The 12,766-nt window shown below is 66.3% G+C and carries 12 protein-coding genes; all 12 read right to left on the reverse strand.

Annotated features, from left to right (window positions below; translation table 11 throughout):
* Positions 1-8: 8 nt before the first annotated feature.
* Complete coding sequence (locus tag ACYQ4W_RS14855; RefSeq protein WP_459858174.1) at positions 9-1,070, reverse strand: 4Fe-4S dicluster domain-containing protein; 1,062 nt, start codon at positions 1,068-1,070, stop codon at positions 9-11.
* A complete protein-coding gene (locus ACYQ4W_RS14860; RefSeq protein ID WP_459858176.1) occupies positions 1,064-2,044 on the reverse strand; it encodes a 4Fe-4S dicluster domain-containing protein in 981 nt (326 codons plus the stop codon). The genes ACYQ4W_RS14855 and ACYQ4W_RS14860 overlap by 7 nt, the downstream gene beginning before the upstream one ends.
* Complete coding sequence (locus tag ACYQ4W_RS14865; protein WP_459858179.1) at positions 2,037-2,633, reverse strand: hydrogenase iron-sulfur subunit; 597 nt, start codon at positions 2,631-2,633, stop codon at positions 2,037-2,039. The genes ACYQ4W_RS14860 and ACYQ4W_RS14865 overlap by 8 nt, the downstream gene beginning before the upstream one ends.
* Entirely contained in the window at positions 2,600-4,582 is a 1,983-nt protein-coding gene (locus ACYQ4W_RS14870) for a 4Fe-4S binding protein (protein WP_459858181.1), read from the reverse strand. Before ACYQ4W_RS14870 ends, ACYQ4W_RS14865 begins: the two co-directional genes overlap by 34 nt.
* Entirely contained in the window at positions 4,573-5,565 is a 993-nt protein-coding gene (locus tag ACYQ4W_RS14875) for a CoB--CoM heterodisulfide reductase iron-sulfur subunit B family protein (protein ID WP_459858183.1), read from the reverse strand. The genes ACYQ4W_RS14870 and ACYQ4W_RS14875 overlap by 10 nt, the downstream gene beginning before the upstream one ends.
* Positions 5,562-6,188: a 4Fe-4S dicluster domain-containing protein gene (locus tag ACYQ4W_RS14880; protein ID WP_459858185.1), complete on the reverse strand. Its 627-nt coding sequence runs from the start codon at positions 6,186-6,188 to the stop codon at positions 5,562-5,564. Before ACYQ4W_RS14880 ends, ACYQ4W_RS14875 begins: the two co-directional genes overlap by 4 nt.
* 352 nt (positions 6,189-6,540) lie before the next feature.
* Entirely contained in the window at positions 6,541-7,086 is a 546-nt protein-coding gene (locus ACYQ4W_RS14885) for a Fe-S-containing hydro-lyase (protein WP_459858187.1), read from the reverse strand.
* Entirely contained in the window at positions 7,086-7,922 is an 837-nt protein-coding gene (locus ACYQ4W_RS14890) for a fumarate hydratase (protein ID WP_459858189.1), read from the reverse strand. The genes ACYQ4W_RS14885 and ACYQ4W_RS14890 overlap by 1 nt, the downstream gene beginning before the upstream one ends.
* 35 nt (positions 7,923-7,957) lie before the next feature.
* Positions 7,958-8,695 (reverse strand): fumarate reductase iron-sulfur subunit, encoded by a 738-nt coding sequence (locus ACYQ4W_RS14895; protein ID WP_459858192.1) that lies wholly within the window; start codon positions 8,693-8,695, stop codon positions 7,958-7,960.
* A gap of 3 nt (positions 8,696-8,698) precedes the next feature.
* Positions 8,699-10,531: a fumarate reductase flavoprotein subunit gene (locus ACYQ4W_RS14900; protein WP_459858195.1), complete on the reverse strand. Its 1,833-nt coding sequence runs from the start codon at positions 10,529-10,531 to the stop codon at positions 8,699-8,701.
* A gap of 10 nt (positions 10,532-10,541) precedes the next feature.
* Positions 10,542-11,198, reverse strand: a complete 657-nt coding sequence (locus ACYQ4W_RS14905; RefSeq protein WP_459858197.1) for a succinate dehydrogenase/fumarate reductase transmembrane subunit — start codon at positions 11,196-11,198, stop codon at positions 10,542-10,544.
* Between the two features lie 43 nt (positions 11,199-11,241).
* Positions 11,242-12,600, reverse strand: coding sequence for a dicarboxylate/amino acid:cation symporter (locus ACYQ4W_RS14910; protein WP_459858200.1), 1,359 nt, complete (start codon positions 12,598-12,600; stop codon positions 11,242-11,244).
* Between the last annotated feature and the right edge of the window lie 166 nt (positions 12,601-12,766).

Here is a 12,766-nt window from a genome sequence, read left to right on the forward strand (position 1 = left end):
GTTCTGGCTCACTGGTTTTCCCCTTTTTCCAGAATGTCGAGCACGACGCGGCGAATGTCCACGGAGACCGGGCAGGACTTGATGCACCGGCCGCAGCCCGTGCACGAGACCTCTGGCTGGGCGTCGCCTGCGCCGGGGAATTCCTGCGGGTGGTAGCAGAACTTGTGGCCCACGCGGTTGCGCAGGCGGTGCGCCCGGCTGACGCGCGGGTTATGGCCGCTGCCTTCCAGGGTGTAGAGGGCGCTCATGCAGGTGTCCCAGGTGCGCAGACGCTTGCCCTTGAGCCCGCTGTTTTCGTCGGTGATGTTGAAGCAGGAGCAGGTGGGGCAGAGGTACGTGCACACCCCGCAGGAGAGGCAGCGCGCGCTCTGGTCCATCCAGAAGTCCATGTTGTCGAAGAGCGCCAAAAAGCGCTGCGGCACCTGGCGCAGGTCCGGGGCGGAGCCGGGCTCCACGGGGCTGGCCAGCAGCGCGGCGAGCTCCTCCTGGGCCTTTTGCGGGGCCTCGGGCAGGGCGCTTACGAGCTTTTCCCCGGCTGCGGTCACGGCCTTGGCCACATAGCCGCCGCCCACCTCGAAGAGCAGCACGTCCGAGCCTTCCTCGGACATGGGGCCGCCGCCGGTCCAGTGGCAGAAGCAGGTGTTCTCCATGCGCTGGCAGGCCACGGTGACGAAGAGCGTGGAGGCGCGCCGGGCCTCGTACAGCGGGTCCTTCACGCCGCGCTCCAAAAACACGCGGTCGAGCAGCTTGCGGCCGCGCGCGTCGCAGGGGCGGCAGCCCAGCACCACAGTCGGCTCGGAGGGCAGCGGCTCGGCCAAAAACACCTCGGTCTTGGTCAGGTCCGCGTGGTCCTTGCGGTAGGTGTAGGTCAGCAGGTTCTCGGTCTGCGGCAAAAGCGCCTGCTTGGCCGAGGACGTGGGCGGACGACCCAGGAAGGGGTGCATGTCCTTGGCCCAGGGGCGGTAGACCACGGCCTGGCCCTCGCGCACGGGCGCCAGCAGGTGATAGTCCCGCGCCCACGCGGCCGCCTGGGCCGTCAACGCGTCGTGTGCAAGAAAGCGCGCTACCATAGCTGCCCCCGGTCCTTGATCTTGTCTTCTTCCATTTGGAAGGTGTGCAGGGGCGGCACGGCCTCGGGGTCCACGCCGGCCTCGTAGTTGAAGACCTCTTTGAGCTCGCGGTTCATCTTGCGCTTGAGCAGCAAAATGGGAATGCCCATGGGGCAGGATCGCTGGCACTCGCCGCATTCGGTGCAGCGCCCGGCCAAGTGCAGGGCGTGCATGACCTGGAACAGCCACTTCTCCTGCAGGGTCGCCTCGGCCGTGAGCCAGTGCGGGTCGCGGCTGTCGGCCAGGCACATGTGCTTGCACACGCACAGGGGGCAGGCGTTGCGGCAGGCGTAGCAGCGTATGCAGCGGCTCATCTGCCGCTTCCAGAAGTCGAAGCGCTCCTGGGGCGAAAGCTTCTCAAAGCCATCCAGGTCGGCGTAGGTGTCTTCCTCGCCCTTGGGCGTAAGCTCCGCGCCGATCATGTGATTGGAGACGATGGGATTGGGGTAGCGGCAGCGCAGGCACTTGTCGGCCAGCACGTCGCGCCGGGGCAGAATCTTTTCGCCCTCGGGCAAAAGCAGGCGCACTTCCTCGCCCACGAACTCCGCGCCGCGCGCCTGGGCTATGTCGGCGCGCACGCGCACCTTGGCCAGGTCGAGGACGCCCTCGCACGGCAGGCCGAAAATCACGAGATTCTCGCGGTCCACCAGCTTTTCCTGCAAGAGCTCCACCACGGAGCGCGAGTCGCAGCCCTTGACCACCAGGCCCATGCGCTTGCCGCGCAGGCCGTACAGACTGGTGGCCAGGTTCTGCACGCAGGTGGCGTCGAAGATGAGCTTTGTCGCGTCTTTTTCCGTGCGCACGGTGATGGGCGTGGCGTGCAGAGGGTCGAAGCCCCGCGTATAGCCCAGCACGAAGTCCACGTTGGGCAGCTCGCTTATGACGGAGGCGCGCAGCTGGGCCACGCGGCTGTCTTCGGTGCGTGTCTCAGCCATTGCCGCCCTCCTTGGGCTTCTCTGCGGTGGAGATGCCCGCGATGTCGGCCTGGGAGAGCACCGCCTCGGCCGGCTTGTCCCAGTCCGGCAGGGCCGGGCCCGGCTGGGCCATGTCCGGCTGCGAAAGGGACTGGCCCAGCATGCCCTCAAGGGAGCACAGGGTGCGGGCCGGTTCGGTCATGCGCGGCATGGGGCCGAGATCGTGGATCTTCTCCGTGAACTTGGTCACCATGTCGCGCCAGCGGGAGCCCTCCGACGCGGAGACCCAGACGTACTCGAAGCGGCCCTCGTCCACGCCGAGGATGGGCAGGAAGCGCCGCAGCATCTCCAGCCTGCGCCGGGCGTAGAGGTTGCCCTCGGAGTAGTGGCAGTCGCGCGGGTGGCAGCCGGAGACCAGCACGCCGTCGGCCCCGGACAAAAGCGCCTTGGCCACGAACATGGGATCGACCCGGCCCGAGCAGGGCACGCGGATGATGCGCAGGTCCGTGGGCTGGCTGAAGCGCGCCACGCCGGCCGCGTCCGCGCCGCCGTATGAGCACCAGTTGCACAAAAAACCTATGATTCGGTAGTCTCGTCCCATGTCCGGCATAGCGCATTGACCTCCGCAAGGAGCTGGGAATCGGTGAAGTGCTGCAGCTGGATGGCCCGCACTGGACAGGTGACGCTACAGATGCCGCAGCCCTGGCACACGGTCTCCACCACCTCGGCCCGCAGGCTTCCGTCGCGCAGCTCGCGCATGCGGATGGCGCCGAAGGGGCAGGTGCGTTCGCACTTGCCGCAGCCGATGCAGCGGTTGGCGGTGACCAGGGCGATCTGCGGATCGCTTTCAAGCTTGTCCTTGGAGAGCAGGGCCAGCACCTTGCCCGCCGCGGCGCTGGCCTGGGCCACGCTGGCGGGAATGTCCTTGGGCCCCTGGCAGGCTCCGGCCAGGAACACGCCCACGGTATTGGTCTCCACCGGGCGCAGCTTGGGGTGGCTTTCCATGAAGAAGCCGTAAGCATCGTAAGAGATGCGCAGCTTTTCGGCCAGCTCCGGCGAGCCTTGGGCGGCCTCGGCCCCGACGGCCAGAACCACCAGGTCGGCGGCCACCTCCACCTGGGTGCCCAGCAGGGTGTCCGCGCCGCGCACGATGAGCTGGCCGTCGCGCGGGTAGATTTGCGCCACGCGGCCGCGCACGTACTCCACGCCGTATTCTTCCTGGGCCCGGCGCACGAACTCCTCGTAGCCCTTTCCGTTGGCGCGGATGTCCATGTAGAACACGAAGGCCTTGGAGTCGGGGATGTGGTCGCGCGTCAGCAGCGCCTGCTTGGCCGTGTACATGCAGCAGAAGCCGGAGCAGTACGGCCGGCCGAGGGAACGGTCGCGGCTGCCCACGCAGGAGATGAAGACCACGGTCTTGGGCTCCATGCCGTCGCTGGGGCGCTTGATGTGCCCGGCCGTGGGGCCGGAGGCCGAGAGCATGCGCTCGTACGCCAGCGAGGTGACGACGTCCGGGTAGCGGCCCGCGCCGTATTCGCCGCACTTCTTGTGGTCGAAGAGATTGAGCCCCGTGGCCGCGATGATGGCGCCCACCTTCTCGGTCACCACCTCGTCCTGCATGTCGTAGTCGATGGCCCCGGTGGGGCAGACCTTTGCGCACGCGCCGCACTTGCCCTTGGTGAGGCGGATGCAGTGCGCGGCGCTTATGGTGGCGCGCTTGGGAATGGCCTGGGGGAAGGGAATGCCGATGGCCGTGGTGAAGCTGACGTTCTCGTTGAAGGCGTCGGGCACCTTGCGGCTGGGGCATTTTTCCTCGCACGCGCCGCAGCCGGTGCACTTGGTCCAGTCCACGTAGGTGGTGTGCTTGCGGATCTTGACCTCGAAGTTGCCCACGTAGCCGGAGACGTCATCCACCTCGGAAAGGGTGTGCAGGGTGATGCGCGGGTTCTGGCCCGCGTCGACCATCTTGGGGCCCAGCACGCACACGGAGCAGTCCACGGTGGGAAAGGTCTTGTCGAGCTTGCTCATGATGCCGCCGATGGAGCTTCTGCGCTCCACCAGCACCACGTCGAGCCCGCCGTCCGCGCAGTCCAGCGCGGCCTGTATGCCCGCCACGCCGCCGCCCACGATGAGCACGCGCTTCTGCACGTCGAAACTCTTGGGCGTCAGCGGCCGGTCCACGCGCAGCTTTTCCACGGCCATGCGCACAAGGTCCGTGGCTTTCTGCGTGTTGCGCTTGCGGTCGAGGGAAATCCAGGCCACGTGCTCGCGGATGTTGGCCATCTCGAACATGTAGCGGTTGAGGCCCGCGCGCTCCACGGCGCGTCGGAAGGTCACCTCGTGCATGCGCGGCGAGCAGGAGGCCACCACCACGCCGTCCAGCTTCAGGTCGCGGATGACCTGCTCGATGTTCTTCTGGCCCGGGTCGGAGCAGGCGTACATGTGGTCCGTGGCGTAGACCACGTCCGGGAACTCCCGCGCGGCCGCGGCCACGGCTTCCACGTCCACGGTGGCGGCGATGTTGTTGCCGCAATGGCAGACCATGACGCCTATGCGCATGGGGCGTCCTCCTTGCACGGCTGGGCGCCGTTTTGGGCGGCGGGCTTGCCGTTCTTGGCCGCCGCCTTGGCCGCGCGCTCGGCCTCAAGGGCCTGCTCGCGCCCATGCGCGGCCGCAAGGGCCGGGGCCAGGGGCAGCACCAGCTTGGCCAGGCCGAGCCTCGTTTCCTCCACACCCAGGGCCAGACCCAGCAACTGCGTGAAGTACGGCACCGGCATCCGGATGTCCTGGCCGGAGGCGGCGTTCACCTGCCCGCGCCGCAGGTCCAGGTTCATTTGGCACAGGGGGCAGGCCACCACGACGCAGTCGGCCCCGGCGTTTTGCGCCGTGTCCAGAATGCGCGCGGAGAGCCGCTGCATGATGTCGAGCCGGGGCATGGCGAAGGCCGCGCCGCAGCACTCGGTCTTGAAGGGAAAGTCCACCACCGTGGCCCCGCAGGCGGCCAGGATCTCGTCCATGGCCACGGGGTTCTCCGGGTCGTCAAAGGCCATGAGCCCTGGTGGGCGGTTCATGATGCAGCCGTAGTACGGGGCCACGCGCAGGCCCGTGAGCGGCCGCTTGACCAGCTTTTTGATGGCCTCCGGGCCCACTTGCTCGAAAAGCACCTGCAACACGCTGACGGACTCCACCGGACCGGGCGCGGGGCGGCCCAGCAGGCGCTCCACCTCGGCGCGGTAGGTTTCATCGGCCCCGGGGCCATGCAGGTGCGCGTCCGCGGTTTTGAGCGCGGCCAGGCAGCTGGGGCAGGGGGTGGCCACGCGCGCAAAGCCCGCGGCCTCGGCCTGGAGAAGATTGCGCGCGGCCAGGGCGCCGGCCAGGTGGTGGTCCACCGTGTGCGCCGGGGTGCTGCCGCAGCAGGTCCAGTCCGGCACGTCGGCCAGCTCCACGCCAAGGGCCTGGCAGCAGGCGCGGCTGGAGATGTCGTATTCGGCCGCGGTGCCGCTTTGCGAACAGCCGGGATAATAGCCGAGCGTGGCGCTCATTTCGCGTCCTCCCCGGAGATTTGGCCGGAGCCATGTCCGGCGGCATGGCCGGGCGTGCCTTCCTTGAAGCGCCGGAAGATCGCGGCGACTTCCTCCTTGCCCTTGCGGCTGGGCTCGTGCGGCAAAAAGGCCAGCTTCCCGCGGGAGAGCATGGCCGGACCGAGGCCGGCGTCCTGCATGGGCTTGCCGCTTACGACCGCGAACACGGCGGCCAGGCCGACCTCGAACACGCGGCCGTGGCGCGCCACGGAGGCCAGAAAGCCGTCGGCGAAGCTTTTGACCAGCCGCTCCGGGGCGCGGCCCTCGCGCCGGGCCATGTGGCGCAGCACGTCCATCACCGTGGCCACCTCGATGTTGTTGGGGCAGCGGGTGGTGCAGGCCTGGCAGGTGGCGCACAGCCAGATGGAGCGGCAGCTGAGCGCGCGCTCCTTGTGGCCCAGCTGGACGAGCCGCATGACCTGGTGCACGGGGATGTCGTAGTCGTGGGTATACACGCAGCCGGCGGTGCAGTTGCCGCACTGGTAGCAGCTTTTCAGGTCCTGGCCGCTTTCGCGCGCCACTGCCTCAACAAAGGCCACATCGCGCTCGGCGACGAGATCGACGGTCTGCCTTGGGCTCTGCATGGGCGGCTCCTCCGGGCGGAACCCGGGGTAGGTGATGCGGGGGGAATCCCGACCAGCGTCCTCAAGGTTAGCAGAGGGGGATTTGAAGGGCAAGGGCGCGGGGCGGATGGGCTTGGAATTCTTTCCTGCGAATTCAGGCAAATGGTCTGCCTTGGCGCAGGCAAGGGCGCGGGGGGAAGCTTCCCGCCCGCGCCCAGGTCCGTCCTCTTTTCTCTCGTCATCGCCTGCGGATGGACGGGGTGTTCCTGATGATCCGGGGCACCAGGGGCCTGTCCAAACGCCGCGTCCGGGGGGCAGGAGGCAAGGCCGGCTGCGGTAGCGCCCACGCGCCGGCCCCCCCGGGAGTCTTCGCTTATTCTTCCAGGTTCGGCTTCGCGTACAGCTCCCCGCCGAACGCGTCGTTGATGACGAGCAGCGGGAAGTCCTTCACGGTCATTTCGCGCACGGCCTCGGGCCCCAGTTCGTCAAAGGCGATGACCTTGGACGCGGTGATGCACTTGGACAGGAGCGCGCCCGCGCCGCCCGTGGCGCCGAAGTACACGGCCTTGTGCTCCTGCATGGCCTTCTTCACTTCATCCGACCGTTTGCCCTTGCCGATGCTGGCCTTGAGCCCCAGGCTGATGAGGCGCGGGGCGTAGGCGTCCATGCGGTAGCTGGTGGTGGGGCCGGCGGAGCCGATGGGCCGGCCCGGAGGCGCCGGAGAAGGTCCGACGTAGTAGATGCTCGCGCCCTTGAGGTCGAAGGGCAGCGGCTTGCCCGCGTCGAGCAGGTCCGTGAGCTTCTTGTGCGCGGCGTCGCGGCCGGAATAGATGATGCCGTTTAGGAGCACCACGTCGCCCGCGCGCAGCTTCTCGATGTCCGCATCGGTGAGCGGGGTGTTGAGGGAGTATGTGGGCATTAGAATTCCACCTCCTCGTGCCGGGCGGAGTGGCACTGCACATTGACGGCCAGCGGCAGGCTGGCGATGTGGCAGGGAGCCATGGCGATCTTGACGGCCAGACAGGTGTAGCTGCCGCCAAGGCCCATGGGGCCTATGCCCAGTTTGTTCACGGCGGCCAGCAGTTCGGCCTCCATCTCGGCGATCTTGGGGTCCGGGTGCGTGTCGTCGAGCTTGCGCAAAAGCGCCTTCTTGGCGATCTTGGGCGCGTACTCGAAGGTGCCGCCGATGCCGATGCCCAGGATGACAGGCGGGCAGGGGTTGGGGCCGGCCTCGGCCACGCGGTTCACCACGAACTTCTTGATGCCCTCCCAGCCCTGGCTCGGGGCCAGCATGGTCACGCGGCTCATGTTCTCGCTGCCGCCGCCCTTGGCCATGTAGCTGATCTTGAGCTTGTCGCCGGGCACCAGGTCGATGTGGATGATGGCCGGGGTGTTGTCGCCGGTGTTCTTGCGCGTCATGGGGTCGCAGGAGCTCTTGCGCAAAAAGCCGTCCTTGTAGCCGGCAACCATGCCCTCGGTGATGGCCTGGTTTATGCCGCCTTCGACGCGGACGTCCTCGCCCATCTCCACATAGAAGATGGCCAGGCCGCAGTCCTGGCAGAGCGGCAGCTTGGTCTCGAAGGCCAGGTCGGCGTTCTCCAGCAACTGGCGGAAGATCTCCTTGCCGGCCTCGGTGCTCTCGTTCTTGTAGCCTTCTTCGAATTTTCTGCGCACGTCGTCGGGCAGCTTGGTGTTGGCGCTTACGCACATGCGCGCCACGGCCGCCGAGATGTCCGCCGCCTTGATTTCTCTCATGGCGTCTCCTTCAATGTCCTTACGCGGTTAACGCCCTACTTCCCAAAGAAGTTCTTGAGGGCGGTGATGCCCATCTTGCGCCGCAAGAAGCCCAGCTGGTCCTGCAGGGGCATGTGCTTGGGGCACACGTCCTCGCAGGCGAGCAGGCCCATGCAGCCGAAGATGCCCATGTCGTTGCCGATGATCTCGTAGTAGTCCTGCTCGGTGCGCTCGTCGCGCGGGTCGATGAGGAAGCGGCCCACGCGGTTCAGGCCCGCGGCGCCCAGGAAGTCCGGGCGCAGGCGCGCCGTGCCGCAGGCGGCCACGCAGCAGCCGCACTCCACGCAGCGGTCCAGCTCGTAGATGGCCTCGGCCACGTCGTTCTCCATGCGTTCTTCCTGAGCCTTGGGATCAAAGACCTTTTTCGTGTGGATCCACGATTCCGTGGCGTCGTACATTTCGCGGAACCAGGAGCCCGTGTCAACCGAGAGGTCTCCCACCAGTTGGAACACAGGCAGGGGCAGCAGGGTTATTTCGGCGGGCTGGTCCTTGATTTTGGTGTGGCAGGCCAGGCCCGGACGGCCGTTTATGACCATGCCGCAGGAGCCGCAGATGCCAGCGCGGCAGCAGAAGTCGAACTGCAGGCTCGGGTCCTGCTCCTCGCGGATGCGGTTGAGCGCGATGAAGAGCGTCATGGCGTCCGTTTCCTCCAGCACAAAGGACTCCATGTGCGGGGTGGACTCCGGGTCCTGCGGATTGTACCGGAAGATGTTGAATTTCAGCGATCTGGCCATGATTTACCCCTTGATCTCGGCTTTGATGATCTCGCTCTTGCCATAGCCGCGGTCTCCTGGCGGAATGTGGAAGATCTGCGTGGCGGCCTCGTACTCCAGGGTCGGCAGATCGTCCTTTTCGCTCTTCCAGTAGGCCAGGGTGCGCGTGAGCCAGTCGCGGTCGTTTCTTGCGGTGAAGTCCTCGCGGTTGTGGCTGCCGCGGGACTCTGTGCGCTTGAGCGCGCCGTAGGCGACCATGAGGGCCATTTTGACCTGGCCTTCGATCTTGAGCGCGCTGGAGAGCTCCGGGTTGACGCCCAGGCCGTTGCTCTTGAGCCCCACCTTGCGCGCGCGCTGCAGAATCTCCTGCAGCTCGGCCACGCATTTGGTCAGGCCCGCGTCGGTGCGGAAGATGTTCGCCCCGATGTGCAGGGCCTGCTGCATGGCCTGGCGGACCTTGAACACGTTCTCGGTGCCGGACTTGCAGCTGATGACGTTCTGGATGCGCTCCTGCTGGCGTTTCACCTCGTCGTCGATGACGGCGGAGTTGAAGGTGACCTCCGCGCCTTGCAGGAACTCGGCGATCTTCTTGCCCACGATGCCGCCGGCCACGACGGTTTCGGCCAGGGAGTTGCCGCCCAGGCGGTTGAAGCCGTGCATGTCCCAGCAGGCGGACTCGCCCACGCTGAACAGGCCCTTGATGCCGTATGCGTGGCCGTCCTTGTTGGTGCGCACGCCGCCCATGCTGTAGTGCTGGGTGGGCCGCACGGGGATGAGCTGGTGGATGGGGTCGACGCCGAGGAAGCTGGTGCAGATCTCGTACACTTCGCGCAGCTTGCCGGTGATGTGCTTTTCGCCCAGGTGGCGGATGTCGAGCCAGAGGTGCTCGCCATAGGGGCTTTTGACGCCCTTGCCCTGGCGGATGTGGTGCGTCATCCAGCGGGAGACCACGTCGCGGCTGGCCAGCTCCTGCTTCTCCGGCTCGTAGATGTTCATGAAGCGTTCTTCGTTCACGTCGAGCAGGGTGCCGCCGTCGCCGCGGCAGCCCTCGGTGACCAGGATGTCCGTGGGCACGATGCCCGTGGGGTGGAACTGCACGGCCTCCATGTTGCCCATGGGCACCAGGCCGGTGTTGATGGCCGGGATGTGGCCGCCGCCGTCGCAGATGACGGCGTTGGTGGTGCAGGGGTAGATGCGCCCGAACCCGCCGGAGGCGATGGTGGTGGCCTTGGCCAGGTACACGCGCAGCTCGCCGGTGCGCAGGCAGCGCGCCACGCAGCCGAAGCAGGTCACGCCGTCGTGGATGAGCGCGATGGCCTCGGTCTTGTCGTGCACCTCCACGCCCAGCTGGGCGCAGACGTTGTCGACCGTGAAGAGCACGCTGTGGCCCGTGCCGTCGGACACGTAGCAGGTGCGCCATTTGGCCGTGCCGCCGAAGTCGCGCGCGGTGATGAGCCCGCGGTTCTCTTCCTTTTCTTCCTTCTCGAACTGCTTGCCGCCCTTGAAGTACATGCTCTTGCCGGGCACCACGCGGTTCCAGGGCACCCCCCAGTGCGCCAGCTGGCGCATCTCGATGGGGGCGTTGTCGGCAAAGAGCCGGGCCACTTCCTGGTCGCAGCCCCAGTCCGAGCCCTTGACCGTGTCGGCGAAGTGCACGTCCGGGCAGTCGCCCTCGCCCTTGGCGCAGTTGCCCAGGGAGGCCTGCATGCCGCCCATGGCGGCCGAGGAATGCGAGCGCCTGGCGGGCACAAGGCTCAGGCAGATGGCGGAGAAGCCCGCCTGGGCGGCCTCGATGGCCGCGCGTTCGCCGGCCAGGCCGGCGCCGATGACGAGTACGTCGGTGTAGATTGTCTGCATATTCCCCACCCTATCCTTTCAGGAACCAGAAGCGGATCAGCGTGAGCACGCCGATGGTGATGAAGATCAGGGTGAGCAGGTTTTCGCCGCGCTTCAAGCCTTTGCGCTCGGCGCGGCCGGCGAAGCCCCACTTCACCGCGATGCGGTAGAGGCCGATGCCCACGTGCAGCTCCGCCAGGGGCAGGAGCAGCATGTAGAAGAACACCCACGCGCCGCTGCGGATGCGCTCGGCGCTTTTTATCGCCGTGATGGGCAGGTCGGAAAGCACCACCCACATGTGGATGGAGCCCATGACCAGGATGATCATGGCCGAAACGGCCTGGACGACCCAGAGCCAGGTGTCGGTGTGGTGCAGCATCTTGGCGTGTTCCCAGATGGTCTTCTGCCCTTCGAGACGGAAGGGGATTTTCCGCGCCGCAAGGAGGAAGTGCGCGAGGAAAAGCAGAAAGATCACCGGGCCGCCGGCCTGGACCATGCCGGTGTTCTCGAAGAAGCCGGCGATGGCGTTCATGACTTCCGGGCCGATGTTCACGCTGGCCACCAGAAGCATGTGCGCCCACATGAATCCGATGAGGCAGACGCCCGAAAGCATCTGCGCCCAGTCCAGCACGCCGTCCAGGCGGCGGGCGCTCAAGGTGGGATGATTAGCCGTCAATGGAAGGGACATAGTTCCTCCTGCACAGGGTTCAAAAGCTCGGCGGGTCTTGGCCTCAGCCGTGGTGCCTGTTGCCGCTCTCCACTCTTACAACCGCTCCCTCGAGCATTTCCTCGGGAGCGTCTTCAGCCTCTTCATTGGTGCCGGCAAGCGCCCTTTGCAGAGCGGGCATGTCCAGCGCCTTTTCCCACTTGGCCACGACGATGGTGGCGATGCCGTTGCCGATGAGGTTGGTGATGGCGCGCGCCTCGCTCATGAAGCGGTCCACGCCGAGAAGAATGGCCATGCTGGCCACGGGGATGGTGCCCAGGCTGCCCAGGGTGGCCGCCAGGGTGATGAAGCCGCCGCCGGTGACAGCGGCCGCGCCCTTGCTGGTCAGAAGCAGAATGCCCATCATGTACATCTCGTCGCCGAAGGACAGCGGCGTGTTGGTGGCCTGGGCCAAAAACACGCTGGCCATGGTGAGGTAGATGCAGGTGCCGTCGAGGTTGAAGGAGTAGCCCATGGGCAGGGTGAGACCCACCACGGAACGGTCGCAGCCGGCGACCTCCATCTTGGCCATCATGCGCGGCAGGGCCGCCTCGGAGGAGCTGGTGCCGAGCACGAGCAGGATCTCCTCCTTGATGAACTTGAGGTACTTCCAGAGGCTGAAGCCGGTGACTTTGCAGACGATGCCCAGGAAGACGAAGATGAAGACGATGCACGTGGTGTACACGCCGGCCATGAGGTACATGAGCTGCTGCAGCGTGCCCACGCCGAAGGAACCCACCACGTAAGCCATGGCGCCGAAGGCGCCCATGGGCGCGAAGTACATGATGTAGTGCACGACCTTGAACAGGCCCTTGCCGAATTCATCGACGAAGCGTGTGACGCTCTTGGCCTTTTCGCCCAGGGAGGAGAGGGCCAGGCCGAAGAAGATGGAGAAGAACAGCACCTGGAGGATTTCGCCCTTGGCGAAGGCGTCCACCACGTTGTTCGGAATGATGTGCATGATGAAGTCGACGGTGGAGAGCTTCTTGCTTTCGCCCGCGTACTTGGCCACGGAGGCGGCGTCCAGGGAGGCTACGTCGATGTTCATGCCCACGCCGGGCTCGTAGACCTTGACCACCACCAGGCCGATGGCCAGGGCGATGAGGGTCATGGTCCAGAAATACAGCATGGCCTTGATGCCCACGCGGCCGACCTTGCCCATGTCGCCCATTTTGGCGATGCCGACCACGACGGTGCAGAAAATGATCGGGGCGATGATCATTTTGATCATCTTGATGAACGCATCGCCGAGGGGCTTCATCTGCGCGGCGAGGTTCTCCTTGCCGGGGAACAGCATGCCCAGGGCGATGCCGATAAGGATGCCGGAGATGACCTGGAAGTACAGCGATTTGTAGAGGGGCTTCTTCACGGTTTCGACTGCCATGCGACTGCTCCTTGAACCGCTTGCGGCGGCTCCTGGTTTTGCTTGGGGTCTTTCGGCCCCTTGCGGCGTTTTGGCCGGTCAAGGCCTCCGTGCGCGCGCAGCCTGCAGTGTCCTCGACGGGATCGGGGGGGACCATGCTGGTTGGGTGTGCTGATAGCCCGCTTGA

Source organism: Humidesulfovibrio idahonensis (assembly GCF_054657715.1).